Here is a 26,172-nt window from a genome sequence, read left to right on the forward strand (position 1 = left end):
GTGGACCGACCGACGCCCCCGACCATGGAGGAGCGGCTCGCCCAGCTCGAGGCGCGCCGCGAGATCGCCCTCGCCATGGGTGGCCCCGAGCGGGTGCAGCGCCAACACGACAACGGCCGGCTGACGGTCCGCGAGCGCATCGACGGCGTCCTCGACGAGGGCTCCTTCTACGAGATCGGCATGCTCGCCGAACCGGAGCGGCGCCTGGAGCGGCCCATCCCGGGCGACGGCTGCGTCACGGGCTTCGGCCGCATCGACGGTCGGAAGGTGTGCCTCATCGGCATCGACGCCACCGTGCTGGCGGGGACCACCGCTCCGATCAGCATGCGCAAGCAAGGCCGCATCGCGGAGTTCGCGGCCCGGAAGGGCCTGCCGCTCGTCCTCCTGTGCGACGCCGACGGCGGCCGGATCCCCGACGTGATGGGGTGGCGGTTCTCCGGGCTCCCCTTCGACTTCTCGAGCTTCCTCCAGACCCCGGAGGGCTACCCCGCCATCCCCCGCATCGCCGCGGTCCTGGGGCCGGGGTATGGCGACTCCGCGCTGCACGCCGGCACGGCCCACATCGTCGTGATGACCGAGTCCTCGTCCATCGCCCTGTCGGGTCCGTCCGTGGTGGAGTCGGCGATCGGGGAGAAGGTGACCGACCAGGAGCTCGGCGGCCCCGAGCACGCCCAGGAGATCGGCACCGCCCACCTCGTCGTGCCGACCGAGGCCGAGGCCTTCGACGCGATCGCCGCCTACCTCTCCTACCTGCCGAGCAACGCGTCACGGCCCGCGCCGCGCGCGCCGGCGGTCGAGCCGCGCCTCCCCGCCGAGTCCCTCCTCGACGTGGTGCCGTCGAACCCCAAGCAGGCCTACGACATGCACGACGTGATCGACGCCATCGTCGACGCGGACACGTTCCTGCCGTGGCGCCCGGAGGCGGGCCGCGCCGTCATCACCGCCTTCGCCCGCATGGCGGGACAGGTGGTCGGGGTCATCGCCAACAACCCCCGGCACGGCGCAGGAGCCCTCGACGCGCGGGCCCTCGAGAAGTCCCACGGCTTCATCGACCTCTGCGACACCTTCAACATCCCGCTGGTGTTCCTGCAGGACGTCCCCGGCCTGATGATCGGCATCCAGGCCGAGCGCCAGGGCATCGTGCAGTGGTACGAGCGCCTCGTCGCCCGCCTGGCCCGGACCAAGGTGCCCCACGTCGCCGTGGTGATCCGCAAGGCGTTCGGTGGCGGGCACTACGCGATGGGCGGCCGACCGACCCTGCCGGACCTGCTCGTGTGCTGGCCGACCGCCGAGCTCGGGTTCATGGCGCCGGACACCGGCGTGGTCACGGTCAACCGCCGGCGTCTCGAGGCGGCGGAGGCCGAGGGTGGGCGTGCGGCGCGCGAGGCGCTCGAGGCGGAGCTGACCCAGGAGTGGATCGACGAGTCCGCTCCCTGGGAATCCGCCGCGCACACCTACGTCGATGACATCATCGACCCGCGGCAGACCCGCGAGGTGATACTCACCGGGATCGAGTTCGGGTGGGGCGACCGGGATGGAGTGCGCTGAGATGACCACGACGACCACGGCGACCGACGGCAAGGTCGACCGCCGCAAGCGGACCGGGCGCAAGGCCCAGATCATCGACGTGTCGACGGCCCTGTTCCGCGAGAAGGGCTACCACGCCACCTCCCTGGACGACATCGCCGACCGGATCGGGTTCACCAAGCCGGCGATCTACTACTACTTCAAGTCCAAGGAGGACATCCTCTTCGCGATCGTGGACGAGATCGTGGACGGGGCGCTCGAGCGGATGACGGCGATCGCGGAGACCGATCGGTCGCCGACGGAGAAGATGCACGACCTGCTGGCGGAGAACACGCGGGTGATCCTCGAGAACATCGATGCGAACACCGTGTTCTACAACGAGCGGGGGTTGCTGTCGGCGGAGCGGGAGCAGGCGATCCGCCAGCGGGAGCGGGAGTACACCCGCCTGGTGCGCCAGATCTACATCGACGGGGTCGAGGCGGGGGAGTTCACCGAGGTCAACCCGGCGGTGGCGACGAACACGCTGCTCGGCGCGTCGATCTGGGCGTACCGCTGGTTCGACCCGCGCGGCTCGCTCACCATCGAGGAGGTCGCCGAGCAGATCGCCACCCTGCTCCTCGAGGGGTACCGCGTCTGACCCGCCGGGCGCCCGTCCGGGCGACTGCACGTCCGGCATACATATGTATGCTGCACACACATGCCGACGTCCCACGGCGGCAGCGCAGACCTGGCGCCGGAGCTGGACCGCCTCGACCCCGCGCTGCTGGCCATCCGCAGCCTGGTCAACCGTCCTGCCTACCGCCGGCGGATCAGGGAGCTGCTGCCCGCCCGGGTCGAGCTGACCACCGTCCGGGTGCTGCGGGCGGTGGAGCGGGCCGGCGACACCGACCCCACGATCGGGGACATCGCCGAGGCGCTCGTCATCGACCCCTCGACCGCCAGCCGGTTCGTCGATCGGGTCGTCGAGCGCGGCGAGGTCGAGCGGCGCGCCTGCTCGGCTGACCGCAGGCGGACGCGCGTGGGGCTCACCGCGGCGGGGCGCGCCACCCTGGCGGCGGTCACCGAGGCCAGGCGCACCGTGCTCGCGGAGGTCACCGACGGGTGGGACCCCGCGGACGTCGGCGCCCTCGCCACGCTCCTCGAGCGCCTCCACGAGTCCTTCGACGCCCTCGGAGCCGGGGAGGGGTCGCCACGGTGAGCGCGACCGGGGTCGACGCCGGTCCTGCAGCTGCGCACGCGCCCGCGCGCAGCACGACCGGGCTCCTCTCAGACCGCGTCTTCGGGGCGTACTTCTTCGGCAAGCTGCTGTCGACCGCCGGCGTGTGGGTCTTCAACATCGTCGCCGCGATCATCGTCTGGGACATCTCCCGGTCGACCCTCGCGGTCGGGGCGGTGAGCATCGCCCTGTTCCTGCCGCAGGTCGCGTTCGCCCCGATCAGCGGCGCGCAGGCGGATCGGCGCGGGCCGAAGGGGCAGCTGCTGTTGGGCCGCCTGCTGATCGCCCTCGCGGCGACCGGCCTCGCGGGCACGGTGGCCGCGGTGGGGGTCGAGGGGTTGCCCGGCGCGTGGGTCGTGATCGCCGCATCGGCGGTGGTCGGCATGGGCTTCGTGGTGGGCGGACCCGCACAGCAGGCGCTGTTGCCCACCCTGGTGCGGCCGTCGGAGCTGACCGCCGCGGTCGCCCTCAACGGGTTGCCGCCCACGGTCGCCCGTGCCGGCGGCCCGGTGCTGGGCACGTTGCTGCTGGTCGCCGCGGGTCCCGCCGTCGCCTTCGGGTTCACGGCGGTCGCCAACCTCGTGTTCGCCTGGGTGATCCTGCGGCTGCCGCTCGAGCGCCCCGCCGAGCGGGCCAGCAAGGCCGACGGGACGGTTCGCGCCGGCTTCGCCTACGTGCGCGGGGACGTGACCGTCGCGCTGCTCCTGACCGCGGTGCTGGCCATCGGCTTGGGCGCGGACCCCGTGGTGACGCTCACCCCCGAGCTGTCCGCGGGGTTCGGGCAGGGGGAGAGCCTGGTCGGCCTGTTCGCCAGCGCCTTCGGCGTGGGCGCGGCCCTCGGCTACTTCGGCATCACGCCGATCACCCGCCGGTCGGGCACCGACCACGTCCTGGGCTGGGGCCTCTGCCTGCTCGGTGGCGGGATGCTGCTCACCGGACTCGCGCCGACGGTCGCCGTCGCGGTCCTCGGGTTGGCGATCGCCGGCGTCGGGTTCTGCTGGTCGTTGACGGGCTCGACCACCCGCATCTACGAGCGGGTGCCCGAGAGCCTCCGCGGAAGGGTCATGGCCCTGTGGTCCATCGCCTTCCTCGGGTCACGACCGGTCGGGGCGGCCATCAGCAGCGGCGTCGCCGAGGTGGCCTCCCCGGAGGTCGCCTTCGTCGCCGTCGCGGGGATCGTGGCGGTCCTGACCGCGATCTGCTGGGCCGGCGGCCGGCGGCAGCCGCGCGGGGCCTGACCGCTCGACGCGACTCAGCGCCCCTGCCACACCGGCACGCGCTTCTCGACGAAGGCGGTGATCCCCTCCATCGCATCCGCGGTGCCCGCGACGGCCTCGACCTCGGACTGGTTGCGTCCCCACGCCTCGGCCTCGGCGGGCACACCGCCGTCGACGATCCCGACCGCGAGCCGCTTGCTGGCCTGCACCGCGAGCGGGGCGTTCGCGCAGATCTGGGCTGCCAGGGCGAGGGCGGCGTCGCGCAGCTCCGCCGCCGGGACCACCTCGTTGACCAGCCCCCAGCGGGCGGCCTCCTCCGCCGAGATCGGCTGGCCGGTCAGGACCATGCGCATCGCCACCTTCCGGGGCATCTGCTCGGGCAGGCGCAGCGCCCCGCCGGCGGCGGCGATGATGCCGCGGCTGACCTCGGGCAGCCCGAACGTGGCGCCCTCCGCGGCCACGACCAGGTCGCTCGCGAGCGCCAGCTCGGTCCCCCCGCCCAGCGCGGTCCCGTTCACCGCCGCGATCGTCGGCACCGAGACGGCGTGGGAGACGTAGCCGGCGAACCCGCGCTCGGGGTGCTCGGGGTCGATCGGCAGCTCCCCGCGTCCCAGCGCCTTCAGGTCAGCGCCCGCGCAGAAGGACCGGTCGCCGGCGCCGGTCAGGACCACGCACCACACGTCCGGGTCGGCGTCGGCGTCTGCCAGCGCGGCGCCGACCGACCGGGCGACCGCGGTGTCCACGGCGTTCCGCGCCTCCGGGCGGTTGAGGGTGACGACGACGGTCCGGTCGATGCGGTCGACCAGGACGGGGGCGGTGGCGGCGGTCATGTGCGCTCCTGTGCGGTGGGGGAGGGGTCGACGGCGACCCCGTCGCCGGCGGGCACCAGGCGGACGGGGCGGCCGATGTGGGTCGTGAGGTCGTCGCCGAGCGCATCGCGGGACAGCGCGGCGGCCGCGGCGACGTCCCCCGGTGCGGTCGTCGCGGCGGTGCGCACGCCGTCGCGGGTCCGCGCCACCACGATCGCCGTCGCCGGCCCGCCGTCGCGGCTGTGCTCCACGGTCCAGGTCTCGATCGTGGCCGGCACCGGGCCGCCGGCCCCGGCGACCAGATCGCGGGCGTCGACGAACGGCGGGACGCCGTCGGCGTCGACCCCAACCGGATCGGGGTCCCCCGCGTGGGCACGCGCCGGCCGCCGAGACAGGACCACGACGTGCTGGTGGGTCAGGTAGCCGCCGTTCGCGTGGACCGCGGCGGTGCGGGCCCGTCCCTCCCGCAGCTGTCGGGTCACCGCCGCGATCGCGTGGAGGGAGTAGCTGGACAGCGGTCCGCCGAACGCGGCGTGCCCGCCGGTCGCGCTGAGCACGCGGTCGCCGGCCCCGAGGTGGTGGGCGACCAGCAGGGGGACGACCGGGAAGCAGCTGTAGACGTCGACCAGGTCAAGGTCGGCGGCATCCACCTCGGCCCGGTCGAGCGCGCGGTCGAACGCGGTCGCGAGGGCCCCCGACCGGGCGAAGGACGGACGGGCCAGCACGTCGGCGGAGTCCGTGGCCCCGGCCCCGCCGCGGACGTGCACCCACCGGTCCTCGGCGATCCCGCGGGCGCGGGCGGCTGCGGCCGACATGACCAGCACCGCGGCCGCCTGGTCGACGTGGGGCATCGCGTTGAGGGCCTTCGGGTACGGCTCGCAGATCATCCGGTTGTCCGGCCGGGGGGTGCCGACGTCCTCGGCGCTCCGCACCCGCGGGTCCCAGGCGATCGGGTTGACCGCCGCGACCTCGGTCAACCGGGCGAACGTCGCGGCCGCGCGTGCCGCCGCCCGCGCGGGAGGGAGCCCGTCCACCGCGTCGAGCGCCTGCTGGAACAGCGGGTACACCCGGGTCGGCAGCACCACCCCGCTGTCGCGCATCGCCGCGGTGCCGAGCTCCTCGGGGTCGAACGCCGGCGGACCCCCCGGCTCGCGCGACCAGCCGAGGTCGGCCACGGGGTCGATACCCGCCTTCGCGAGAGCCGTCACGGTCGCCTGCGCCTCGCCCCCGACGACGAGCGCGACGTCGGACTCCCCCGCGGCGAGCCTGGCGGCCGCGTCGTCGAGCAGGCGCGCCGGCCAGTGGCCGCCCACGGTGGTGTCCGCGGTGTGGCGGGGGGTCGCGCCGACGCGCGCGGCGAGCGTCGCCGCCGCCGTGGCGTAGGACCAGCTGGTCGTCCGGACGGCGTGGACGGCATCGACGGCCCGGAGCACGCCGGCCGGGTCGGCCACGCCGCAGTCCGCGGCGGCCTCCCGCACCGCGGCCAGGATCAGGTCCATCGGCTCGACCGCGGTGTCGGGGGAGGAGGACCGCGGTCCGACGACCTCTCCCACCCCGACGATCACCGGTGTCCGGTCCCCGATTGGTGTGTCGGTATGCCCGTCATCCTGACGGGTGTACCGACACACCTGACCGGGGGCGTCGCCAGCGCTCACAGCCGGGCCGCCGCCGTCGCGAGGTCCACGATGTGGTCGATCAGCTCGTCCGGGGCCACGCGCGGTGTGCCGTCGGTGGCCCACGCGATCAGCAGCTCCACCAGCCCGCCGGTCAGCAGGGCACCGGTGATCCGGGCCGCGGCCGGGTCCGGCACCGCACGGCCGGGGGCGTCCTCGCGCAGGGCCGCCATCAGCCGGACCGCGAGATCGCTGAAGCGCGCCAGCAGCTCGCGACGCCGAGCCCGGAACGCCGGGGTGGCGAGGGACTCCACCAGCGCGACCCGGATGGTCCGGGGATCGGCGGCGAAGTGGGCGGCGAGCGCCTCGAGCACCAGCCGGGCACGGTCCACGGGCACCACGTCCGGTGTGGCCGCCGCGGCGCGGATGACCCCCTCCACCTCGTCGGCGACGTGGTCGACCACGGCGAGGAACAGCGCCTCGCGGTCCGCGGCGTGCTCGTAGAAGTAGCGCCGGCTGAGCCCGGCGGTCTCGCAGATCCCCGCGACGGTGGCGTCGGCCCAGCCGTCGGCGGCGAACCGCTCGAGCCCCGCCGCCAGCAGCTGGCCGCGGCGGCGTGCGTGGCGCTCGTCGGCGTCGACGCCCCCGTACACGCGCTGCGCTGGTCGGTCATCCATCTGGAACGGTATCGTACAAGAATGCGCCACCCCGACTGGGACACCCCCGAACGCCGCGCCCTGCGCGAGACCACCCGACGCTTCACCGAGCGCGAGATCCTCCCCCACCTCACCACCTGGGAGGAGGAGGGGGCCCTGCCGCTGTCCCTCCACGCCCGCGCCGCGGCGGCCGGCCTGCTCGGGATCGGGTTCGGTGAGGCGGTCGGCGGTGCCGGCGGCACGCCGGTCGACACCTGGGTGGTCGCCGAGGAGATGATCCTGGCCGGCGGGTCCTCCGGCCTGATCGCGGGGCTGTTCACGCACGGCATCGGGCTGCCGCACCTGGTCGAGGCCGGCGATCCCGACCTGATCGCGCGCGTCGCCCGACCGGTGCTCGCCGGCGAGGCGATCTCGTCCCTGGCCATCACCGAGCCCGGCGCGGGATCGGACGTCGCAGGCATCCGCACCCGGGCGATCCGCGACGGCGACGACTACGTGGTCACCGGCACGAAGACGTTCATCACCTCCGCGACCCGGGCGGACTTCCTCACCACCGCGGTCCGCACCGGTGGGGACGGCCCCGGCGGCGTCTCCCTCCTCCTCGTCGAGCGCGACCGGCCCGGCGTCACCGTGTCAGCGCCGCTGAAGAAGATGGGGTGGTGGTGCTCGGACACCGGGGAGATCTCCTTCGACGAGGTCCGGGTCCCGGCGGCGAACCTGATCGGCGCCGAGGGGAGCGGGTTCGGTCAGATCATGCAGCAGTTCGCCGCCGAGCGGCTCAGCCTCGCCGTCCAGGCCTACGCCACCGCCGAGCGGTGCGTGGAGCTCGCGATCGCCCACGCGAGGCAGCGCGAGACCTTCGGCCGGCCGATCGCCAGCCGACAGGTCGTCCGGCACCGCATCGCCGAGATGGTCCGCCAGACCGACGTCGCCCGCACCTACGTCCGCGCCGTCATCGACCGGTGGCTGGCGGGCGACGACGTCATCCGCGAGGTGGCGATGGCGAAGAACACCGCCGTCTTCGCCTGCGACCGCGTGGTCGACGACGCGGTGCAGCTGCACGGCGGCATGGGCTACATGCGCGAGTCCGAGGTCGAGCGGCACTACCGCGACAGCCGCATCCTCGGCATCGGCGGCGGGACCAACGAGATCATGACCGAGGTCGTCTCCCGGCTCGTGCTCGCATAGGCGAGCGAGGCCGGCCCACCCCCTCCGGCAGCAGGACGCGCCGGCCGGCTCCCCCCGCCGGCCGACGCGCCGTCCGCCCCGCTCAGCGGCCGTGGGTCGAGGCCGACTTGTACTCGGTGTAGGTGTAGGGGTTGTCGAGGAGCGTGGTCTCGGGGACCTCCGGGTGCATCCCGGCCAGCCAGGCCTCCTCGCCCATCGACGTCCGGAGGTGGTCGACGGTCTGGCCGACCAGCTCGCGGGCCCGGCGGAGGTCGGCGTCGACCAGCTCGTGGTCCTGCTTCACGACCCGTCCGCCGACGATCACCGTGTGGACGTCACCGCGTTGTGCCTGGAAGGCGACGTGCCCGTAGGGGTTGATGATCGGGAACATCACCGGCGAGCGGTCGTTCTTGATCAGCACGACGTCGGCGAGCTTGCCGACCTCGAGGCTGCCGAGCTCGTCGTCGACGCCCAGCGCCCTCGCCCCGCCGAGCGTGGCCCACTCCACGACCTGGTCGGCGCGGAGGTGGCAGTTCGTGATGGTCTCGGCCTTGGCGTGGGCCTCGAGGTGTTCCCGGCAGCGGTCCGCCCCGAGCGTGGTCCGCATCGCGCTGAACAGGTCCCCGCTCCACCACACGCTCGTGTCCATCGACAGCGAGACCGGTATGTCGTGGTTCCGCAGCACCCACGTCGGGGGGTAGCCCTGGCCGGCGGACTGCTCGGACTCCGTCGACACCGAGACGTTGCCGCCGGTGGCCGCGATCCGGTTGTAGGAGTCGGCGGTGAGGGTCGCCGCGTGCACGTAGATGTTCTTCGGGCCCATGAACCCGTGCTCGTGCATCAGGCGGATGCCGTCGTCGTTCGTCGCGCCCCACACGCCGGCGTGGGTCGTGACCGCCACGTCGAGCTCCCGGGCCACCTCGAAGGCGGCGCGCTCGGGGAACTCCGGGTCGCCGGTCACGTCGAAGGCCATCTGGAAGCCGTAGAGGCCCCCACCGTCGATCCTTCGGGCCACGAAGTCGCGGAAGGCCGGATCGGTGGCCCACTCCCACGGCCCCTGCTGGATGTTCCCGTAGGCCAGCACGAACCGGCCGGGCACGGCCTCGAGCGCGTCGACCGCGGCCTCGGCGTGGTCGGTCGTCTGCAGCCCGTGGGACCAGTCCACAGTCGTGGTCACCCCGGCGTCGATCGACTCGAGCGCGCTCAGCAGGTTGCCGGCGTAGACGTCCTCGGGCCGGAAGGCCTTGCCGTGCTCGAGGTAGTACCAGACGAAGTACTGCGTCAAGGTCCAGTCGGCGCCGTAGCCGCGCATCGCCGTCTGCCACATGTGGCGGTGCGTGTCGATCATGCCGGGCATGACGATCCCGCCGGACGCGTCGATCTCACGGGCGCCCTCCGGTGCCTCGAGCGAGGGTCCGACGCCGGTGATCCGGTCGCCCTCGATCAGCACGTCGGCGCCCTCGAGCACCGTCCGGTCGGCGTCCATCACCAGCACCGTGCCGCCGCGCAGCACCACGGCGCCGGCGCTCCCATCCGTCGCGGGTCCACCCATCCTCGGCTCCTCCCATCGCTCACGGCGCACCGTGATCGCTCATCAAGTGTCCGCTCAGCGGACATACGTCCGATCTCGTCACGATGACGGCGCAGACCGGCCCTGTCAACACCTGGGTGCCACATCTCTCGAGGCGATCTGCCCTATCGTCATCACCTCCCGGACCCAGGAGGACGACGTGTCGCGAGAGGAGGCCGGCCCCGACTTCGTCGAGGCGATCGCCCGCGGGCTCGACGTCATCCGCGCCTTCGACCGCACGCGGCCGGAGATGAGCCTCACCGAGGTCGCGACCGCGACGGGGCTCGCCCGCCCGACGGCCAGGCGGATCCTCCTGACCCTCGAGCACCTCGGCTACGTCCGCAGCGCCGACGGGCGGTTCACCCTCACACCCCGGGTCCTCGACCTCGGCCTCGCGTTCGTGCAGTCCCTCGGGCTGTGGGAGATCGCACGCCCCCACATGGAGTCGCTGGTCGCCCAGACCCGCGAGTCGACCTCCATCGCACAGCTCGACGGGTCCGACATCGTCTACGTCGCGCGCGTCGCCGTGCCGAAGATCATCACGCTGCGGGTCGCGATCGGCACCCGCTTCCCGGCCCTGCAGACCTCGCTCGGCAAGGTGCTGCTGGCCGCGCTCGAGCCCGACGAGGTCGAGGCGGTGCTGGCCCAGCCCAGCCGCTCCGGCATCGAGCCGCGCTGGACCCCGGATGCCGTCGAGCGGGACGCGGTGCTCCGCGAGGTCCGCGCGCGGGGGTGGTCGATGTCCGACGAGGACCTCGCCTACGGCATCCGCTCGGCGGCGGCGCCCCTGCGCGACGGGGAGGGGCGGGTCGTCGCCGCGATGAACGTCACCACCCACGCCGCCGAGACCTCCGTCGAGACCCTGGTCGCCGAGCACGTCCCGCGCCTGCTGTCCGCTGCCTCGGCGGTCAGCGCGGACTTCGCCCAGCTCGCCCGCGTGCCGCTGGTCGAGCGCGTCCCACCTGGCTGACCAGGGCTTGACAACACCGATGTGCATCGTCACCCTCCACTGAACGGACGGATGTCCGCTCTACGGACGACAGGGGATCGACGCGCATGGACGAGCAGACGGCCACGGCGACCAGGTCGGGCACCGGGCCCCTCGACGGCCTCGTCGTGGCGGACTTCTCCCGGATCCTGGCCGGGCCGTACGCCACCATGCTCCTCGCCGACCTCGGCGCGGACGTGATCAAGGTCGAGAGCCCCCGGGGCGATGACACCCGCACCTGGATGCCGCCGGTCCGCGACGGCGTGTCGACCTACTACCTCGGCATCAACCGCAACAAGCGCTCGATCGCCCTGGACCTGAAGGACCCCGACGACCTGGCCGACGCCCAGGCGCTCGCGCGCCGCGCGGACGTGATGATCGAGAACTTCCGCCCCGGCGGCCTCGAGCGGTTCGGCCTCGACCACGCCACCGTCAGCGCGGACAACCCCGGGCTGGTGTACGCCTCGATCACGGGCTTCGGCGCGGGCGAGGGCGCCAGCCTCCCCGGCTACGACCTGATGGTGCAGGGCATCTCAGGCCTGATGAGCCTGACCGGATCGCCGGACGGTCCGGCCTACCGCGCCGGGATCAGCGTCTTCGACGTGATGGCGGGGATGCACGCGACGATCGGGATCCTCTCGGCGCTGCACAACCGCGCGACGACCGGGCTCGGCGACCGCATCGAGGTGAACCTCCTCAGCTCGGCCCTCAGCGGGCTGGTCAACCACTCGAGCGCGGTGGTCGCCGGCGGCGTGGTGCCCCACCGGATGGGCAACGCCCACCCGTCGCTGTTCCCCTACGAGCCCCTCCCGACCGCGGACGGCGAGATCATCGTGATCGCCGGCAATGACGGGCAGTTCGCCACTCTCTGCGAGGTCCTCGGCCTGCCGGACCTGGTCGACGACCCCCGCTTCGCCTCCAACCAGGACCGCACCGCCAACCGCGCGGAGCTGGAGCCACTCCTCGTCGAGGTCCTCCGCACCCGGACCAGCAGCGAGTGGTTCGACGCCTTCCGCGCCGCCGGCCTGCCCGGCGGGCCGGTCAACACCGTCGCCGAGGGGGTTGCCTTCGCCACCGAGCTCGGCCTCGACCCGGTCGTCGAGGTGGGGGAGGGAGGGGACGCCATCCCCTCGATCCGCAACCCGATCACCCTGACCGCGACCACGCCGACCTACCGCCGACGGCCGCCGGAGATCGGCGAGCACACCGACGAGATCCGCGCCTGGCTGCGCGCAGGCGACGCGGCAGGCGACGAGCGGGGCGACCGGTGAGCGACCCCCCCCCCTCCGACCCGACCCCGTCCTACCCGACGTCGCTCGGCACCTCCGACGCGACCTCGATCTCCCTGCTCGGGCTGGACCTCGCCGACGACCTGATGGGTCAGGTCGGCTTCGGCGAGCTCGCGTACTGGCTCGTCACGCTCCGCCGACCCACCCCCCAGCAGGTCCGGCTGTTCGAGGCCGCCCTGTTGACGCTCGTCGACCACGGCTACGTCCCGACGGCCCTCGCCGCCCGCCTCACCTACCTGAGCGCACCGGACTCGATCCAGGGCGCGATGGCCGCCGGCCTGCTCGGCGGCGGGTCCCGGTTCCTCGGCGTGACCGAGGACTGCGGGCAGTTCCTCAACCGGGTCGTCACCGGCCACGACGGCGACCTGCCGACCGACGACGACGGGTGGGACGCCCTCGCCCTCGACGTGGTCACCGAGACCAAGGCAGCCGGCCGCTACGTCCCGGGGCTCGGCCACCCCACCCACGAGACCGACCCCCGTGTCCCCGCGCTGTACCGCATCGCCGCCGAGTGCGACCTCGTCGGCCCGCACCTCTCCCTCTTCGCCGCCATCGGGCGGGTCCACCCCGAGGTGCTCGGCCGCACCCTCCCCCTCAACGGGGCCGGGGTCTGCGGTGCGGCGCTCGCAGACCTCGACCTGCCGGTCGAGCTGCTCCGCGGCTTCGCCCTGCTCGCCCGCGCCGCCGGCCTGCTCGGGCAGCTCGCGGAGGAGCACCGCCGGCCGATCGCCCGCGACGTGTACCTGCACGTCCACGACCACACCACGTTCGTCCCGCCAGGGAGCTAGGAGCCGATCCATGGCCACCGTCGCAGCGGTCATCGCCTCGACCCACCACCCCTTCTACTACCGGGCGAGCACCTCGGAGGGTGCCGACCGGCCGCCGTTCGCCGACGAGTGGGTGGAGAAGATCCTCGCGTTCCGCGAGACGCTGACCCGGGCCAGACCCGACGTGCTGGTGATGGTCGGCAGCGACCACTTCCACCAGCTGTGGCTCGACAACATGCCGCAGTTCCTGGTCGGCAAGGCCCCCTTCTACGACGCGAACTTCTACAACGAGGAGCGCGAGTTCGGCCTGCCGCGGATGGTCCTGGGTGGCCACGAGGAGCTCAGCGCCCACATCCTCCGAGGGGGCATCGACGCCGGCTTCGACCTGGCCTTCAGCAACGAGCTGCGGATCGACCACTCGATCACCTGCCCGATCATCACGCTGCGGCCCGAGGCGGACCTGCCGATCGTCCCGATCTACACCAACATCTTCGCCCCGCCGCTGCCCCAGCCCTGGCGCTTCGTCGACCTCGGGCGTCAGATCCGCACCCTGGTCGAGTCCTGGCCGAGCGACCTGCGGGTGGCCATCATCGGCACCGGGCACCTGTCGCTCGAGCTCGGCGGGCCTCGCCAGTTCGGACCGCACGGCCCCGACCCGGACTTCGACCGGCGGGCCGTGGAGTGGATCGCGACCGGCGACGTCACCGACTGCCTGGCGAACGTGTCCCTCGACAGCCTCCACGCCCCCGGCAACGCCACGCACGGGTTCATGGACTTCATGCTGATGATGGGCGTCGCGGGTGATGGTGTGGCCGCGGACCACGTGGACACCCTGGACCTCTTCCACACGATGGAGGCGTACTTCACCTGGTACCCGGAGGGGGCGAAGGGATGAGCAAGTACCTCGTCAACAAGTTCCTGTTCACCGTCGACCGGGACCCCGAGTGGGTCGAGCGGTACCTCGACGAGCGCGGGGCGTTCGTCGAGTGGTGGGAGGCCGAGGAGGCCAACCGGCTGCTCAACTGCCACGCGGGGGAGGCGTCGACCTGGCTCGCGTTCACCGAGGACGAGCGGCGGGCCCTGGCCGACCACGACTACGTGGCCCTGTTCGAGATGGGCGCCCACCCGTTCCTGACCCTCACCCTGTTCATCGCGATGTACGAGCGGTCCGCGAGCGAGCCCCTCGAGTTCCAGAAGGCCTACGGGGCCGCGCTGGCCCACATGTCCCTGCCGTACCCGGACATCGCGACGTGAGCGGGGCCGTCGAAGCGCTCGGCCGGGTCGCGCTCGCGGCGCCGTTCGTCGTGCTCGGCTGGGCGGCGGCCCGCGAGCCCGGGGGCCGGGTGCAGCTCGCCGCCGACCTCGGCGTGCCCGACCCCGAGCTCGCCGTCCGGGCGAACGGCGCGGCCATGGTGGCGGGTGGCCTCGCGATCGCGACGGGGCGCATGAGCCGGCTGGCGGGTCTCGGCCTGGCGACATCGCTGGTGCCGACCACGCTGGCCGCGCACCGCTACTGGGAGATGGACGACCCGGCCCAGCGCGGCGCCAACCGGATCAACTTCTACAAGAACGTCGGGCTGCTGGGCGCCGCCCTGGTGATCGCCGGGCGCCGCTGACCGAGGTCCGCCACCGGGGTAGGGGGAGGGGGTGCAGACGTTCGTCCCGCTCCCCGACTTCGCCGGCTCGGCCGCCGTCCTCGACGACCGCCGGCTCGGCAAGCAGCGCGTCGAGGCCCTGCAGATCCTCCGCGCCCTCCACCTCGACGGCTACGGCTGGGCGGCCCACCCCGCGGTGACGATGTGGCAGGGCCACACCCCGGCGTTGGTCGCCTACGGGATGGCGGTCGTCGAGGAGTGGACCGGCCGCGGCCACGCCGACACGACCGGGCCGCTGATCGCCGAGTTCGTCCACCCCCACCGGCCAGGCGCCCAGCGCGACCTCGCCGCGGCCGGGGCGCTCCCGCCGTGGTGGGGTCGGGACGACGTGCACCGCTCCCACCGCGCGGCCCTGCGTCGCAAGGACCCGGCGCGCTACGCGACGGCGTTCCCCGACGCGCCGGCGGACCTCGACTACGTCTGGCCCGACCCCCCGGCGCCCCGCCCGGCCCCCGGACCCGTCGCCGGGTGGGTGGTGCGCGGCCACGCCGGTCCCGATCGGATCAGCCTGCCCGCCCAGCCCGGCGAGGGGCAGGCGGCGCTGGACGGCGCCGGCCGCACGACCAAGCGGCTGCGGGGCGTCCGCCGCCTGGCCCGCGCACTCGGCCCCGGCGACGTCGTCGCCGTGCCCGAGACCGCGGACGTCCTGCGGGTCGGCGTCCTCACCGGCGGCTACCGGCGGGTCGTCGCCCGCCACGTCCGCGACGTCCGGTGGGTGACGACCCTCCGACGGGCTGACCTGCGCGCACCCGCCACGCTGCAGGACTCCCAGGCCGTGTTCCCGCTGCGGGACGAGCCGGAGGTGGCAGCGGTCGGCGAGCGCTGAGGTCGACGTGCCGCGGCTCCTGTCGACCTCAGCCCTCCGCCGGCTCGGTCGGCAGGGCGGCACCGCACCGGGGGCAGCGGCCGTCCTCGCCCTCACCCTCTTCCACCAGCCGTCCGCAGGCCTCGCAGGTCCGGTGCAGCCAGCACGCCGGGTCGCCCATGCGGGCGCAGCCTAGCGGGATCGGGAGGCGGCGCCGTCCGCGGTGATCCGGACCACGAGGTCGCTGCCGACGACCACGGCCCCTGCGGCGACCGCGTCGCCGACGCCCCGCTCGAGCGGCATCCACCGACCGGTCGGGGAGCGGCCGACGATCGCCGCGTGGCCGGTGGTGACGATGCCGTCCAGCGGGACCGGTGCGCCGGGCCGGACCACGACGAGGTCGCCGACGATGACCGCGTCGACGTCGATCTCGACCTCGACGCCGTCCATCAGGACCCGTGCGGTGTCCGGGACCGCACGGCGGACGACGTCGCCGAGGAGCGGGTGGGGAGGGGGCACAGGTGGACCTCCGTGAGCTGACAGGTCGGACGGGACCGGCGGCGGCGGCGTCAGGCGTCGGCCTGCGCGCCGCGGTAGCGGCGGGCCACGCTCGAGCGGGCGACGGTCGGGTCGGCGTCGACGGGCAGGACCGCCAGCAGCACGGCGTGGGCGACCACCGCCAAGACGACCGCCCACGCCGTGGCTGCCACCCACGCCGGTGGGGTCACCGTCGGGGAGGCCTGGAAGACGATCGCGCCGATCGCGGCGTTCAACGCCACGGCGCGCACCGCCGTGCGCTGCTCGGTGCGGGCGATCAGAGCGTCCCGGGCGGCGAAGCCACGCCCGCGGAGGGACGGGAGGAGGTTGAGGGCCACGGCGAGGATCAGCTGCACGCCGACGCCGAGCCCGACGGCCAGCCCCAACGCGGGCTGCCAGGCGACGGCATCGGTCGCCACCACGACGACGTCGGTGCCGACCACGGCGCAGAACCACAGCATCGCCGCCGCGGTCAGCGGCTTGGCCGCCGCCGGGTGGGCGCCGCGTGCCATCGCCAGGACCGAGCGGGTGACGGCCACCACCGGCCAGGCGTAGACCGCCAGGGCGGCGGCGGCGACCAGGTCGACGGCCGTCCCGGCGGCCCCCGCCACGTCGGGCACGGCCAGGGCCAGCGCAGCGACCGCCAGGCCCCCGGTCCCGGCCCGGAGCGACCGGGCGGCCCGCGCCTCGCTGCCCTCCGGCGCGCGGAGGCGGAGCATCGCCGGGGTGAAGAACGCGACCGTGGCGATCACCACCAGGCCCGTCCACCCGAGCAGGGTCAGGTGCAGGTGGGACAGCCGGACCGACCCGTACCACGCACCGGGGACCGCGCCCGCCCCCATCGCGGCGCCGAGCGCCGCAGCGACTGCCAGCGCCTCGTAGGCCCTGGCGTAGGTCGCGACCAGCCAGTCGAAGCGGGTGCTGACCGCGGCCGCGCGCATGCGGGACAGCTGCACCCGTCCGAGGGCGATGATCGCGACGACGGTGGTCGCCCCGCCGGCGAGCAGGGCGGGGGCGCCGGCCACCATGCCCGCGAGGACGCCGACGACGCCGAGGTTCAGCGCCAGGAGGGCGCGGGGTCCCAGGTCGGCGTCGACGCGCGTGACCGACCGCGCGAAGTGCTGGGTGAACGCCACCAGCAGGTTGGTCAGCACCCCGAGGGTGAACAGGTGGACGACCAGCCAGCGCCCGCCGACGCGGACGTCGAGGAGGCCGACGGCGACGGTGGCGGCGAACCAGGCGGTTGCCACCACGAGGGCGGGCGCCACCCTCGCGAACGGGCCGATGCCCAGCCGCAGGTCGCGGTGGCCGGTGAGGGTGCGGGTCACGGGATGGTCTCCGGTGTCGTGTCGTGCGGGTCAGCGGGGTGCGGCAGGGGCGCGAGGCGTGCGGTGCACCGCCCTGGAGCGGGGTGGAGGAGGTCGGTCACGGTCACCCCGCCGCCTGTCCGCTCGAGCGCGCCGCGCATCAGCCCGAGGTGGAGCGAGCACGCCACCTCCGGGTACTCGCGGGCGACCTCGGCGAAGGGGCAGCGGCGCAGCTCGAGCGTGATGGCTCCGTCGCTGCGTGCGGGGACGGGGTCGGCGACGGCCTCGGGGGCGAAGCCGACGCGGTCGAGCAGGTCGACGAGGGTGGCGCGGGCGTCGGCGGCATCGGGGGTCGTGAACGGCCGCGGGGCCGGGGTCAGGTGCTGCCCCCAGCGGCGACCCACCTCCTCGGCAGCTGCTGCGGGGTCCGCTGCGCTGGCGACCAGGTGGCTCGCCAGCATCTCCGCCATCAGCCGGTAGCCGCTGTGCGCCGCGCCGTCGATCGGGGGATCGGTGGGGGAGAAGAGGACCCGGGGCCGGCCGGGCGCGGTGCGCGCCTCGGTCGCGCGCGTGACCAGTCCGGCGTCCTCCAGCACCGCGAGGTGGGACCGGACCGTGTTGACGTGCAGGTCCACCCCGACCGCGAGCTCGCTCGCGTCCATCCCGCCATCGCGCTCCCGCAGCAGGGCCAGGAGCCGCTGGCGGCTCTCGTGGGCGAGCGCGCGGGCGGTGTCGCCGATGCCGTCGGTGGGGGGAGGAGCGAGTGCCATCCACCTCAATGTACACGAGTCTGTTGTTTAAACAAGAATAGCCGTGTATAGTCCCCGGTGCCATGGATCACCAGCTCCTCGTCCGACTCGACGACCTCGCGGTCGTGACGCCTGCGCTCCCCGAGCTCTCGCCAGGGGAGGTGCGCAGCCACCTCGATCAGGTGCGGGGGTTCCTGCACGACGAGGTGCTGGCGCACGCGAGCGCTGAGGAGCTGGCCCTCTTCCCCGTGCTCGAGCGCACGGCCGGTCCCCGGGTCGTGGCGCGGCTCGCCGTCGAGCACGACACCGTCCGCCTGGCCGTGGCCGAGCTCGACGCGGTGGCGGCGCGACCCATGACGGGCGCCCAGGTGCGCCGGACCCAGGCGGTGCTCCTCGGCATCGAGGCGCTCCTGCACGGCCACCTGGCCCACGAGGTCGCCGCCGGCGACCTGCCCGACCCGAACGACACATCGAGGACCTGATGACCACCGCCCGAACCGCTGACCTGACCATGCTGCCCGCCGCCGTGGACGCCGTGCTCGCGGAGGCCCGCGACGCTCGCTCGGGCCGAGCCGCGCGGACGCTCGTCCCAGGAGCGGGTGCGCCGCTCAAGCAGACCCTCCTGGCCCTGACCGCGGGGACGGTGCTGGCCGACCACGAGAGCCCAGGCGCCGCCACCATCCAGGTGCTGCGCGGGGAGGTGCGGCTGACGTCCGGCGAGGGACCGCAGGTCCTCGACGCCGGCGCGCTCGCCCCGATCCCCCCGATGCGCCACGGCCTCGCCGCGAACGACGACGCGGTCGTCCTGATCACCGTCGCGGTCGCCGACACCGCCCCCCGGGAGTCCTGACATGTGCGACTACTGCGGTTGCCTCGCCAACGACTTCATCGCCACCCTGAGCGACGAGCACGTCGCGATCGGCCTCGCCGCCCGCGACCTCGCCCTCGCCGCAGAGTCGGGCGTCGCGACCGCCATCCGGTCGACCGCCCAGGCGCTCGTCGGCCTGCTCGCCCCCCACACCCAGCGCGAGGAGGGCGTGCTGTTCCCCGAGCTCGCCGCCGCCGGCGCGGCAGCCCACACCGCCGAGCTCGAGGCCGACCCCGCCGCCCTCGACACCGCGTTCATCGCGATCGCGAGGGGGGAGGAGGGGGCGCTCGACGGGCTGCCGGCTGCGCTCGAGCGGCTCCGCGCGCACATCTGGCGCGAGGACCACGACGTGTTCCCCGCCGCGGTCCAGCTGCTCGACTCAGCCGCCTGGGTGCGCGTCGCCGACCACGACCACGTCGACCACGACCACGCCGACCACGACCACGCCGAGCACCACCACGCGGCGGCCTGACGTCGGGAGGACCTGTCCCCTCCCGATCGGCCCCGGCGCCAGCGCGCCGGGGCCGTCCCACGTCCGAGGGGCACGGCCCGGCGCCGCGCTCAGATCAGGTCCGTCAGATCAGGCCCAGGGACACCATGGCCTGGGCGACCCGCTGGAAGCCCGCGATGTTGGAGCCGGCCACGTAGTTGCCCGGCATGCCGTACTCCTCGGCGGTCGCGAAGCACAGCTCGTGGATGTCCGCCATGATCTCGGCCAGCCGCTGCTCGGTGCGGCCGAAGGACCACGCGTCGCGGCTGGCGTTCTGCTGCATCTCGAGCGCCGAGGTGGCGACGCCGCCCGCGTTGGCGGCCTTCCCCGGCCCGAACGCGACGTCGGCCTCGGCGAAGGTGCGCATCCCCTCCGGGGTCGTCGGCATGTTCGCGCCCTCGGCCACCGCGATGCAGCCGTTGCGGACCAGCGTCGCCGCGTCCTTGCCGGTCAGCTCGTTCTGCGTGGCGCAGGGCAGCGCCACGTCGCAGGGGATGTCCCACGGGTTCCCGCCGGCCACGTAGGTGGCGTCCGGGCGCTGCTCGGCGTAGTGGCGCACGCGGCCGCGGCGGACCTCCTTGATCTCCCTCAGGAGCTCGAGGTCGATGCCCTTCGGGTCGTGGACCACGCCGTCGGAGTCCGAGCACGCGACGACGGTGCCGCCGAGCTGGTGGACCTTCTGGATCGCGTACACCGCGACGTTCCCGGAGCCGGAGACGACGACGGTCTTGCCGTCGAGGGAGTCGCCGCGGACCTTCAGCATCTCCTGGGCGAAGAACGCGGTGCCGTACCCGGTGGCCTCGGTGCGGACCAGCGCGCCGCCCCACTGGATGCCCTTGCCGGTCAGGACACCGGACTCGTAGCGGTTCGTGATCCGCTTGTACTGGCCGAACAGGAAGCCGATCTCGCGCTGCCCGACGCCGATGTCGCCTGCAGGGACGTCGGTGTACTCGCCCAGGTGGCGGTACAGCTCGGTCATGAACGACTGGCAGAACCGCATGATCTCGTCGTCGGACCGACCGCGAGGGTTGAAGTTCGACCCGCCCTTCGCCCCGCCGATCGGCATGCCCGTCAGCGCGTTCTTGAAGATCTGCTCGAAGCCGAGGAACTTCACGATGCCGAGGTTCACCGACGGGTGGAAGCGCAACCCGCCCTTGTAGGGACCGAGGGCGGAGTTGAACTCGACCCGGAACCCCCGGTCGATCTGCACCTCCCCCGCGTCGTCCTGCCAGGGGACGCGGAAGATGACCTGGCGCTCGGGTTCGCAGATCCGCTCGATGATCTTGTGCTCGGCGAACTCGGGGTGCTTGGCCAGGACGGGGCCGATGGAGGTGAGGACCTCCCTGACCGCCTGGTGGAACTCGACCTCGCCCGGGTTGCGGCGGATCACCTCGTCGAAGAACGGCTCGACCTTCTCGTCCACTGCTTGTCCCTCCACTCGTCGGGTGCGCAGCGTGCTCAGCGCACCGTCGCCGCCGGCGACGCGTCGCCGACCGGCGACGGCCGACGAGGGTAGCCGTCAGCGCGGGTCGCCGACGTCGCGGTGACCACCGCGAGCCCGACGAACACGAGCAGCGCGGTGACGTTCCCGTGCGCCGCCCACCCGCGCAGCCAGACCGATCCGGCCAGGTCGGCGCCGACGCGCACCGCGAGCGAGGCGTGCAGCAGGCCGAGCGGCACCCAGGCCGCCGCGCGGTGGGGGAGGGCGATGCCCAGCACGGCGGGGAGGATGATCGGGGCGTGGCCCATGACCATCGACATCACGAAGCCGAGGAAGAGGGCGTGCAGGGCGGCGTCGTGGACCAGCCAGCCGCCCGCGTCGAGCGCCACGGCGATCCACAGCACGCCGCTGACCGCGAGCCACGCGTAGCCGCCCAGCAGGCACGCGGCGGCGAAGCGGGGCAGTCCCGACATCCGGATGGTCACCCGCGCCACGTCGTGGCGCACCAGCCAGGCCGTCTGGGCGAGCAGGCCCACACCCATGACGACGAGCCCGACCGGCCGGATCGCGAGCGCGCCGGCCGCGCCGACGCCGAAGGTGCCCGCGGCGACGAGCAGCTGTCGGCGGACGGCGGCGGACGGCGTCCGCAGGCGGGACAGCTCGAGGCGCTCGCCGACGATCGTGAGGACCAGGAAGGCCGCCAGCGCCGGGGCCAGCCGCACCGGGCTCCAGCCGGACGTCCACAGCCCCGCGGCGACCACCCAGGCGATCGCCCCGGCCGCCATGACGGCGAGGTGGCCCTCGACGTGGCGTCGGAGGGTGACCGCGTACACCGCCGTGACCACCACCCCCGCGACGGTCAACGCGATGCCGGCGCCGACGTCGGGCAACCCCGCCAGCAGCCAGACGACCGACACAGCCGACAGCGCGGGGCCGATGTAGCTCCAGCCCGCCCGCAGCGCGACCGCGCGCTCGAGCGCGATCAGCGTCCCGAGGAAGCCGAGGGCCATGATGATGCCGTGCTGGGCGACGGGGCCGACCGCGTCGTGCACGCCCGCCCTGGCCAGACCGGTCCACAGGCCGACCCGCAGCCCGAGCCCGCCGCCGGCGAGGAGGAGCAGACGTCCCCGCGGCATCCTGGGCCGGTGCGCCCCCCGGGGTGGCGCGGAGGGCGGGGCCACCGCGGGCGCGCTCACGCCCACCCCAGCGCGACGCGCCCCGCCGGGCTGATCCGCTCCGGCGACCCAGGCGGATCGAACACCAGGTCGACCTGGATCAGCCGGGGACCCGCCAGGTCGGCCACCGCGTGCTCGACCGAGCGCTCGAGGTACGCCCCGAGCGGGCACGCCGGCGTGGTCATGGTCATCGTGACGACCACGGCGGCGTCATCGACGTCGATGCCGTAGACCAGGCCGAGGTCGACGATGCCGATGCCCACCTCGGGATCGATGACGCTGTGGAGGCGCACCTCCACCTGCTCGGTCGTGAGCTCGACGGGGGCCGTGGTCTCCATCACACGCTGAGTTTATTAGATCTATGGCAGATAAATAACGTACGACGTATATTCAGCTCCTCCGTCCGCGACCACCGAGGAGCACCACATGGCCGACCGCGAGCTCGACGTCCGCAGCGAGCCGCCCGCGCGGCGGCACGACCTGATCCTCTCGACCTACGAGGACCTGGCGCAGGGCGAGGGCTTCGTCCTGGTCAACGACCACGACCCGAAGCCGCTGTACTACCAGTTCGAGGCCGAGCACACCGGTCAGTTCACCTGGGACCGCCTCGAGTCGGGTCCCGAGGTGTGGAGGGTCCGCATCGGGCGGGCCTGAGCCCGCCCGGTCTCAGCTCAGGCGGCGCCGCGCGATGATCGTGGCGCCGTAGACACCCGCGGGGGCCTGCACCGTGACCCGGTCGCCGATCCGGTGGCCGAGGACGGCCTGGGCGAGCGGGGCGTCGGAGGAGATCCGGTCGTCGTCGAGCTGGGCCTCGACGGGGTGGACGATGGAGAACACGTCCCGCGAACCGTCGGGCATCTCCACACCCACCTCGTCGCCGACCTCCACCACGGTGGGGTCCTCCTCCACGTCCTCGACGATGACGGCCCGGTGCAGGGCGTCCTCGAGGCGCGACAGCTCCGCGCCGATGCGCTGGCGCTCCGCCAGGTCCTGGGGGTCGTGGTCCTCCTTCAGGCGGGCGGCGACCTCGGCCGCCTCGTCGCGGAGGCCCGCGATGCGCTGGCGGAGGTGCTCGCGACCGGCGCGGGTCAGGACCACCTGGGCGGGGGACGACACCATCTGGGACACGACGAACTCCTCTCGGGCGACGACGGGGTCGGCCAGCGTGGCGCTGGCCGCCCACGAGGAGTGTAGCTTCACGTTGGCCGACTTCCATGAAGCATATTGTTCTGCCACTTCACGTGTATATTCGCGGGATGGATCGGGACCCGCCCAGCCAGGCGCAGTTGCACCGCGCCCTGTCCAGCCCCGCCCGGACCAGGTTGCTGGAGGCGCTCCGCGAGATGCCCGGCGGCGGTGATGCGCAGGTCCTGGCGACGCGCGTCGGCCTGCACGCCAACACCGTCCGCGCGCACCTCGCCGTGTTGGAGGAGGCGGGGTTGGTCGTGTCCGCACCGGAGGCCCGGGATCGCCCGGGGCGTCCCCGCCTGGTGTACACCCCCACCGAGCGGGCCACCGGAGCGGCGGGGGACGAGGGCGCGTACCAGTTCCTCGCCACCATCCTGACCGGCTACCTCTCCGCGGTGGCCGACGACCCGGCCGCCGCGGCCCGCGACGCCGGTGCGGCGTGGGGTCGCCACCTCGTCGACCGGCCGGGGCCGTTCGAGCGCGTGGACTCGGCCGCGGCGCTCGACGTGCTGGTCCGGTTGCTCGACGACATCGGGTTCGCGCCCGAGCTCGACGACGACGGCGACGGGCCGAGGGTCCTGCTGCGACGCTGCCCCTTCCTCGGGCTCGCCAAGGACCACCAGGAGGTCGTCTGCTCGGTGCACCTCGGCCTCATGCGGGGCGCCCTCGCGGAGCTCGGCGGCGAGGTCGAGGCACGGGACCTCCTCCCGCTCGTCGAGCCGATGCTGTGCATCAGCCATCTGACGACATCGTGACGTGTTCTTACTGAACATCTAGTTATAATCGTGATCTCCTCGTCTAAAAGGAGATCGACGACATGCCACACCGCGCTGCCCTTACTGCGCTCGCCACGACCCTGCTCCTCCTCACCGGGTGCGGTGGTGAGCCCGCGTCCGACACCCCTTCGTCCGACAGCACCTCCGACGTGGGTGCGGCCAGCGGTGGCGGCGTGACCGTCGCCGCGGGCGACATCTACTACGCCGACGGCGACTCGCGGTCGGACGAGGGCGAGGTCACCTTCACCGCTGACGCCGGCGAGGTCGAGGTCACCCTGGAGAACGACGGCGCGCTCGAGCACAACGTGGTCGTGGAGGAGGCCGGCGACGAGCTGGTCGTGTCAGCAGCCGCCGGCGAGACCTCGACGGGCACCGTCGACCTCGACGGCGGCACCTACACGATCTACTGCGACATCGCCGGGCACCGCGAGGCCGGCATGGTGGCCACCCTCACCGTCGAGTAGCCGTCACGACCGACCTCGGCGTGCCGGTCGACGTGCTCACGCCCCGGGCCTCGCCATCGACCCGCGGGTGAGAGACGGGGCCGAACGGCCCCACGACCGGTGCCCAACCCCGCCGCAGGCGCTCACCGTCCGATGATCCAGACCGCCTCGGCCTCGGTGTCCGCGGGGTTGGCCCACGCGGTGACCGCCGCCGTGTCCGCCACCAGCGCGTCCCCCTCGTGGAGGGTCTCCCCGCGGCCGTCGAGGTCGAGCTGGAGGATGCCGCGGCGGACCGCGATGACCTCGACGCCCTTGACCGCGAACAGGGGCGCCCGGCCGCCCGCCCGGGGTGCGACCGCCACCTGCCAGACCTGTTGGCGGGGGTGGTCGCCCAGCAGCAGGCCGGTCGCGCCGGGTGCGAGGGAGGTGGCGGTGCGCTCACCGCGCCGGGAGATCGCGTAGCCGACCGCGCGCGGGTCGTCGGGGTCCACCGGGATCCCCATCGCCTCCCAGAGCCGCACCAGGGTCTCCGCGGACACGGCCCGCACGCCGCGCTCGGCCTGGGACAGCGCCGACGGGCTGATCCCCACACGCCGGGCGAGCTCGGCCTGCCCGACGCCCCGGTCGGTCCGCAGGCGGCGGATGACGTCACCGAGCCGCCTGCGCTCGACGTCGCCGGTCTGCGCATCGACCAGGTGTCCCGCTGCGAGCCGCCCCTCCACCGTCCGGCCCCGCACCGACGGCGCGCGCCCGTCCGCCTTCTCCACCTCGAGCTGCACGCCGGCGTCGTGGGGACGGGCCCGCACGACGACCTGGGTGACGTCGGTCAACCGCCGGAGGAACGCGACGTCGTGGCGGTCGCCATCGAGGATCCACAGCGCGATGCTGCGACGGCGGTACAGCCGTGGGCAGGCCCACAGGAACAGGTCCAGGGCCGCCTGGTCGCCCCAGGCATCCGCGAGGGCGGTCAGCGTGTCGACGACGAACCGCGCGTCGGTGCCGACCTCGCGATCGGCGGCCACGAGCTCCTCGCGGGCCCGGGGGGCCTCGACCTCCCGGCCGGCCGCGCCGGCCGCCTCGGCCCACGCGAGGACGCGGCGGGCAGCGGCGGCGCCGGCATGGCGGCCCGTGCCGTCGGCCACGACCAGGGCGGCCGGGTCCGACGCCCCCACGAACGCGTCGACCAGCCAATCCCCGTCCAGCCCACCCTCGGTGACCAGGACCAGGTTGTCCCCGACCCGGACGCCGTCGATCAGGGCGTCGACGGCGTCCACGCCGCTGGTCAGGGGATCCGCACCGGTCACCTACCCAGCCTTCCACAGCGGGTAGTCGATGCCGGCCAGGCGGTTGATCACCCACCCCTGGACCACGAGCAGGGTCACGGCGACCATCAGCACCACCAGCTGCCAGGGCTCCCTCAGGATCCCCAGGGAGATGATCAGCGTCGTCGCCCCGGCAGGCGGGTGCGGCACCTTGAGCCACACCATCGCGCCGCTGGTCAGCGCGAGCGACAGCGCCGCCGCGCCCACCCGCCCGGTGGTCACGCCCGTCTCCATCGCCGGCTCCGCCGCGGCCAGGCCGAAGAGCACCAGCGACCCGTACCCGGCCAGGACGCCGACGAGGTGGCCGAGGATGGTGTTCCGCGGCGACGCCGCCGGCGTGGTCGGGGTGTAGAAGAGGAGGAAGGCGGTGGGGCCGAGGGAGGGGAAGATCGTCGGCGCGCCCGTCACCAGCGCGGTCCCGGCCATGATCGCGATCGAGATCAGCCCGTTGACGAACGCGAACAACCCCAGCACCGAGACCGAGGAGTGCCGCTCGACCAGCGCGGGCAGCCGGGCGCGCTCAGCCAGGCCCAACAGCACCGACGCCATGTCCCCGCCGATCGGGCCTGGCCGGCGGGGCTCCCGGTCGCTCACGGC

General features: G+C 73.8%; 32 protein-coding genes. 18 read left to right on the top strand and 14 right to left on the bottom strand.

All coding sequences use genetic code 11. The features are described from left to right. From ACEQ2X_RS02530 to ACEQ2X_RS02545, 4 genes are read left to right on the top strand one after another with little or no spacing between them, the layout of a single operon-like run. Positions 1–1,548 carry an acyl-CoA carboxylase subunit beta gene (locus ACEQ2X_RS02530; RefSeq protein ID WP_370324185.1) on the top strand — a complete coding sequence of 516 codons (1,548 nt, stop codon included), beginning with the start codon at positions 1–3 and terminating at the stop codon, positions 1,546–1,548. A 1-nt stretch (position 1,549) separates the two neighbouring features. Next, positions 1,550–2,164 carry a TetR/AcrR family transcriptional regulator gene (locus tag ACEQ2X_RS02535; RefSeq protein ID WP_370324186.1) on the top strand — a complete coding sequence of 205 codons (615 nt, stop codon included), beginning with the start codon at positions 1,550–1,552 and terminating at the stop codon, positions 2,162–2,164. Positions 2,165–2,224: 60 nt separating this feature from the next. Beyond that, on the top strand, positions 2,225–2,725 hold the full coding sequence (locus ACEQ2X_RS02540; RefSeq protein WP_370324187.1) for a MarR family winged helix-turn-helix transcriptional regulator: 501 nt from the start codon (positions 2,225–2,227) through the stop codon (positions 2,723–2,725). Beyond that, positions 2,722–3,981, top strand: coding sequence for an MFS transporter (locus tag ACEQ2X_RS02545; RefSeq protein WP_370324188.1), 1,260 nt, complete (start codon positions 2,722–2,724; stop codon positions 3,979–3,981). Before ACEQ2X_RS02540 ends, ACEQ2X_RS02545 begins: the two co-directional genes overlap by 4 nt. Before the next feature lie 14 nt (positions 3,982–3,995). Here the strand turns inward: ACEQ2X_RS02545 and ACEQ2X_RS02550 are convergent, their stop codons facing one another. From ACEQ2X_RS02550 to ACEQ2X_RS02560, 3 genes are all read right to left on the bottom strand, one after another. Beyond that, positions 3,996–4,790: an enoyl-CoA hydratase-related protein gene (locus ACEQ2X_RS02550; protein WP_370324189.1), complete on the bottom strand. Its 795-nt coding sequence runs from the start codon at positions 4,788–4,790 to the stop codon at positions 3,996–3,998. Next, positions 4,787–6,322, bottom strand: coding sequence for an acetyl-CoA acetyltransferase (locus ACEQ2X_RS02555; protein WP_370324190.1), 1,536 nt, complete (start codon positions 6,320–6,322; stop codon positions 4,787–4,789). The genes ACEQ2X_RS02550 and ACEQ2X_RS02555 overlap by 4 nt, the downstream gene beginning before the upstream one ends. 98 nt (positions 6,323–6,420) lie before the next feature. Continuing rightward, complete coding sequence (locus ACEQ2X_RS02560; RefSeq protein WP_370324191.1) at positions 6,421–7,059, bottom strand: TetR/AcrR family transcriptional regulator; 639 nt, start codon at positions 7,057–7,059, stop codon at positions 6,421–6,423. Between the two features lie 21 nt (positions 7,060–7,080). Between ACEQ2X_RS02560 and ACEQ2X_RS02565 the strand changes: the two genes are divergently transcribed. Then, a complete protein-coding gene (locus ACEQ2X_RS02565; protein ID WP_370324192.1) occupies positions 7,081–8,226 on the top strand; it encodes an acyl-CoA dehydrogenase family protein in 1,146 nt (381 codons plus the stop codon). An 82-nt stretch (positions 8,227–8,308) separates the two neighbouring features. Here the strand turns inward: ACEQ2X_RS02565 and ACEQ2X_RS02570 are convergent, their stop codons facing one another. Next, the gene (locus ACEQ2X_RS02570; protein WP_370324193.1) at positions 8,309–9,757 is read right to left on the bottom strand and encodes an amidohydrolase family protein; all 1,449 of its coding nucleotides are present in this window, start codon (positions 9,755–9,757) and stop codon (positions 8,309–8,311) included. Positions 9,758–9,935: 178 nt separating this feature from the next. Between ACEQ2X_RS02570 and ACEQ2X_RS02575 the strand changes: the two genes are divergently transcribed. From ACEQ2X_RS02575 to ACEQ2X_RS02605, 7 genes are all read left to right on the top strand, one after another. Beyond that, positions 9,936–10,745 carry an IclR family transcriptional regulator C-terminal domain-containing protein gene (locus ACEQ2X_RS02575; RefSeq protein WP_370324194.1) on the top strand — a complete coding sequence of 270 codons (810 nt, stop codon included), beginning with the start codon at positions 9,936–9,938 and terminating at the stop codon, positions 10,743–10,745. Between the two features lie 86 nt (positions 10,746–10,831). Beyond that, positions 10,832–12,034: a CaiB/BaiF CoA transferase family protein gene (locus tag ACEQ2X_RS02580; protein ID WP_370324195.1), complete on the top strand. Its 1,203-nt coding sequence runs from the start codon at positions 10,832–10,834 to the stop codon at positions 12,032–12,034. Then, a complete protein-coding gene (locus ACEQ2X_RS02585) occupies positions 12,031–12,840 on the top strand; it encodes a citryl-CoA lyase (protein ID WP_370324196.1) in 810 nt (269 codons plus the stop codon). The genes ACEQ2X_RS02580 and ACEQ2X_RS02585 overlap by 4 nt, the downstream gene beginning before the upstream one ends. 10 nt (positions 12,841–12,850) lie before the next feature. Continuing rightward, positions 12,851–13,714: an extradiol ring-cleavage dioxygenase gene (locus ACEQ2X_RS02590; RefSeq protein WP_370324197.1), complete on the top strand. Its 864-nt coding sequence runs from the start codon at positions 12,851–12,853 to the stop codon at positions 13,712–13,714. Further along, a complete protein-coding gene (locus ACEQ2X_RS02595) occupies positions 13,711–14,073 on the top strand; it encodes a hypothetical protein (RefSeq protein WP_370324198.1) in 363 nt (120 codons plus the stop codon). Before ACEQ2X_RS02590 ends, ACEQ2X_RS02595 begins: the two co-directional genes overlap by 4 nt. Next, positions 14,070–14,435, top strand: a complete 366-nt coding sequence (locus ACEQ2X_RS02600; RefSeq protein WP_370324199.1) for a DoxX family protein — start codon at positions 14,070–14,072, stop codon at positions 14,433–14,435. Before ACEQ2X_RS02595 ends, ACEQ2X_RS02600 begins: the two co-directional genes overlap by 4 nt. A gap of 31 nt (positions 14,436–14,466) precedes the next feature. Next, complete coding sequence (locus ACEQ2X_RS02605) at positions 14,467–15,300, top strand: MSMEG_6728 family protein (protein ID WP_370324200.1); 834 nt, start codon at positions 14,467–14,469, stop codon at positions 15,298–15,300. Positions 15,301–15,328: 28 nt separating this feature from the next. Here ACEQ2X_RS02605 and ACEQ2X_RS02610 read toward each other — a convergent pair whose 3' ends face one another. The 4 genes from ACEQ2X_RS02610 to ACEQ2X_RS02625 are packed head-to-tail and all read right to left on the bottom strand — an operon-like array spanning position 15,329 to position 17,893. Further along, the gene (locus ACEQ2X_RS02610) at positions 15,329–15,460 is read right to left on the bottom strand and encodes a hypothetical protein (protein ID WP_370324201.1); all 132 of its coding nucleotides are present in this window, start codon (positions 15,458–15,460) and stop codon (positions 15,329–15,331) included. Positions 15,461–15,471: 11 nt separating this feature from the next. Next, positions 15,472–15,798, bottom strand: coding sequence for a hypothetical protein (locus ACEQ2X_RS02615; protein WP_370324202.1), 327 nt, complete (start codon positions 15,796–15,798; stop codon positions 15,472–15,474). Between the two features lie 50 nt (positions 15,799–15,848). Continuing rightward, on the bottom strand, positions 15,849–17,144 hold the full coding sequence (locus ACEQ2X_RS02620; RefSeq protein WP_370324203.1) for a hypothetical protein: 1,296 nt from the start codon (positions 17,142–17,144) through the stop codon (positions 15,849–15,851). Continuing rightward, the gene (locus ACEQ2X_RS02625) at positions 17,141–17,893 is read right to left on the bottom strand and encodes a helix-turn-helix transcriptional regulator (RefSeq protein ID WP_370324204.1); all 753 of its coding nucleotides are present in this window, start codon (positions 17,891–17,893) and stop codon (positions 17,141–17,143) included. The genes ACEQ2X_RS02620 and ACEQ2X_RS02625 overlap by 4 nt, the downstream gene beginning before the upstream one ends. 62 nt (positions 17,894–17,955) lie before the next feature. On the opposite strand from ACEQ2X_RS02625, the gene ACEQ2X_RS02630 reads away from it, so the two are divergent. Genes ACEQ2X_RS02630 through ACEQ2X_RS02640 form a run of 3 tightly spaced genes read left to right on the top strand, consistent with a single transcriptional unit; the run spans position 17,956 to position 19,212 of the window. Further along, positions 17,956–18,354, top strand: a complete 399-nt coding sequence (locus ACEQ2X_RS02630; RefSeq protein ID WP_370324205.1) for a hemerythrin domain-containing protein — start codon at positions 17,956–17,958, stop codon at positions 18,352–18,354. Continuing rightward, the gene (locus ACEQ2X_RS02635; RefSeq protein ID WP_370324206.1) at positions 18,354–18,722 is read left to right on the top strand and encodes a cupin; all 369 of its coding nucleotides are present in this window, start codon (positions 18,354–18,356) and stop codon (positions 18,720–18,722) included. The genes ACEQ2X_RS02630 and ACEQ2X_RS02635 overlap by 1 nt, the downstream gene beginning before the upstream one ends. 1 nt (position 18,723) lies before the next feature. Beyond that, positions 18,724–19,212, top strand: coding sequence for a hemerythrin domain-containing protein (locus tag ACEQ2X_RS02640; RefSeq protein ID WP_370324207.1), 489 nt, complete (start codon positions 18,724–18,726; stop codon positions 19,210–19,212). 103 nt (positions 19,213–19,315) lie between these two features. On the opposite strand, the gene gdhA is transcribed toward ACEQ2X_RS02640, so the two are convergent. The 3 genes from gdhA to ACEQ2X_RS02655 are packed head-to-tail and all read right to left on the bottom strand — an operon-like array spanning position 19,316 to position 22,184. Next, positions 19,316–20,653 carry an NADP-specific glutamate dehydrogenase gene (gdhA, locus tag ACEQ2X_RS02645; RefSeq protein ID WP_370324208.1) on the bottom strand — a complete coding sequence of 446 codons (1,338 nt, stop codon included), beginning with the start codon at positions 20,651–20,653 and terminating at the stop codon, positions 19,316–19,318. Between the two features lie 35 nt (positions 20,654–20,688). Beyond that, complete coding sequence (locus ACEQ2X_RS02650) at positions 20,689–21,807, bottom strand: hypothetical protein (RefSeq protein ID WP_370324209.1); 1,119 nt, start codon at positions 21,805–21,807, stop codon at positions 20,689–20,691. 56 nt (positions 21,808–21,863) lie between these two features. Continuing rightward, positions 21,864–22,184 (bottom strand): metal-sulfur cluster assembly factor, encoded by a 321-nt coding sequence (locus ACEQ2X_RS02655; RefSeq protein WP_370324210.1) that lies wholly within the window; start codon positions 22,182–22,184, stop codon positions 21,864–21,866. Between the two features lie 88 nt (positions 22,185–22,272). Here ACEQ2X_RS02655 and ACEQ2X_RS02660 point away from each other — a divergent pair, with 88 nt between their 5' ends. Beyond that, positions 22,273–22,500, top strand: coding sequence for a DUF2249 domain-containing protein (locus ACEQ2X_RS02660; RefSeq protein WP_370324211.1), 228 nt, complete (start codon positions 22,273–22,275; stop codon positions 22,498–22,500). Between the two features lie 12 nt (positions 22,501–22,512). Here the strand turns inward: ACEQ2X_RS02660 and ACEQ2X_RS02665 are convergent, their stop codons facing one another. Beyond that, entirely contained in the window at positions 22,513–23,046 is a 534-nt protein-coding gene (locus tag ACEQ2X_RS02665) for a GreA/GreB family elongation factor (protein ID WP_370324212.1), read from the bottom strand. A gap of 56 nt (positions 23,047–23,102) precedes the next feature. On the opposite strand from ACEQ2X_RS02665, the gene ACEQ2X_RS02670 reads away from it, so the two are divergent. After that, a complete protein-coding gene (locus ACEQ2X_RS02670) occupies positions 23,103–23,789 on the top strand; it encodes a helix-turn-helix transcriptional regulator (protein ID WP_370324213.1) in 687 nt (228 codons plus the stop codon). Between the two features lie 62 nt (positions 23,790–23,851). Then, a complete protein-coding gene (locus ACEQ2X_RS02675) occupies positions 23,852–24,274 on the top strand; it encodes a plastocyanin/azurin family copper-binding protein (RefSeq protein ID WP_370324214.1) in 423 nt (140 codons plus the stop codon). Between the two features lie 122 nt (positions 24,275–24,396). On the opposite strand, the gene ACEQ2X_RS02680 is transcribed toward ACEQ2X_RS02675, so the two are convergent. Both ACEQ2X_RS02680 and ACEQ2X_RS02685 read right to left on the bottom strand, forming a co-directional pair. Continuing rightward, on the bottom strand, positions 24,397–25,557 hold the full coding sequence (locus tag ACEQ2X_RS02680) for a helix-turn-helix domain-containing protein (protein WP_370324215.1): 1,161 nt from the start codon (positions 25,555–25,557) through the stop codon (positions 24,397–24,399). Further along, entirely contained in the window at positions 25,558–26,169 is a 612-nt protein-coding gene (locus ACEQ2X_RS02685; protein ID WP_370324216.1) for an HPP family protein, read from the bottom strand. Positions 26,170–26,172: the final 3 nt, after the last annotated feature.

Origin of the sequence: Euzebya sp. (assembly GCF_964222135.1) — a bacterium.
Classification (GTDB): domain Bacteria; phylum Actinomycetota; class Nitriliruptoria; order Euzebyales; family Euzebyaceae; genus Euzebya.

Excerpts from the sequence above, each read along its gene's own strand:
- ACEQ2X_RS02535 (WP_370324186.1), top strand. The coding sequence starts at position 1,550 with ATGACCACGACGACCACGGCGACCGACGGCAAGGTCGACCGCCGCAAG.
- ACEQ2X_RS02540 (WP_370324187.1), top strand. The coding sequence starts at position 2,225 with ATGCCGACGTCCCACGGCGGCAGCGCAGACCTGGCGCCGGAGCTGGAC.
- ACEQ2X_RS02550 (WP_370324189.1), bottom strand. The coding sequence starts at position 4,790 with ATGACCGCCGCCACCGCCCCCGTCCTGGTCGACCGCATCGACCGGACC.
- ACEQ2X_RS02560 (WP_370324191.1), bottom strand. The coding sequence starts at position 7,059 with ATGGATGACCGACCAGCGCAGCGCGTGTACGGGGGCGTCGACGCCGAC.
- ACEQ2X_RS02565 (WP_370324192.1), top strand. The coding sequence starts at position 7,081 with ATGCGCCACCCCGACTGGGACACCCCCGAACGCCGCGCCCTGCGCGAG.
- ACEQ2X_RS02570 (WP_370324193.1), bottom strand. The coding sequence starts at position 9,757 with ATGGGTGGACCCGCGACGGATGGGAGCGCCGGCGCCGTGGTGCTGCGC.
- ACEQ2X_RS02580 (WP_370324195.1), top strand. The coding sequence starts at position 10,832 with ATGGACGAGCAGACGGCCACGGCGACCAGGTCGGGCACCGGGCCCCTC.
- ACEQ2X_RS02590 (WP_370324197.1), top strand. The coding sequence starts at position 12,851 with ATGGCCACCGTCGCAGCGGTCATCGCCTCGACCCACCACCCCTTCTAC.
- ACEQ2X_RS02595 (WP_370324198.1), top strand. The coding sequence starts at position 13,711 with ATGAGCAAGTACCTCGTCAACAAGTTCCTGTTCACCGTCGACCGGGAC.
- ACEQ2X_RS02610 (WP_370324201.1), bottom strand. The coding sequence starts at position 15,460 with ATGGGCGACCCGGCGTGCTGGCTGCACCGGACCTGCGAGGCCTGCGGA.
- ACEQ2X_RS02625 (WP_370324204.1), bottom strand. The coding sequence starts at position 17,893 with ATGGCACTCGCTCCTCCCCCCACCGACGGCATCGGCGACACCGCCCGC.
- ACEQ2X_RS02630 (WP_370324205.1), top strand. The coding sequence starts at position 17,956 with ATGGATCACCAGCTCCTCGTCCGACTCGACGACCTCGCGGTCGTGACG.
- ACEQ2X_RS02635 (WP_370324206.1), top strand. The coding sequence starts at position 18,354 with ATGACCACCGCCCGAACCGCTGACCTGACCATGCTGCCCGCCGCCGTG.
- ACEQ2X_RS02640 (WP_370324207.1), top strand. The coding sequence starts at position 18,724 with ATGTGCGACTACTGCGGTTGCCTCGCCAACGACTTCATCGCCACCCTG.
- ACEQ2X_RS02650 (WP_370324209.1), bottom strand. The coding sequence starts at position 21,807 with ATGCCGCGGGGACGTCTGCTCCTCCTCGCCGGCGGCGGGCTCGGGCTG.
- ACEQ2X_RS02655 (WP_370324210.1), bottom strand. The coding sequence starts at position 22,184 with ATGGAGACCACGGCCCCCGTCGAGCTCACGACCGAGCAGGTGGAGGTG.
- ACEQ2X_RS02660 (WP_370324211.1), top strand. The coding sequence starts at position 22,273 with ATGGCCGACCGCGAGCTCGACGTCCGCAGCGAGCCGCCCGCGCGGCGG.
- ACEQ2X_RS02670 (WP_370324213.1), top strand. The coding sequence starts at position 23,103 with ATGGATCGGGACCCGCCCAGCCAGGCGCAGTTGCACCGCGCCCTGTCC.
- ACEQ2X_RS02675 (WP_370324214.1), top strand. The coding sequence starts at position 23,852 with ATGCCACACCGCGCTGCCCTTACTGCGCTCGCCACGACCCTGCTCCTC.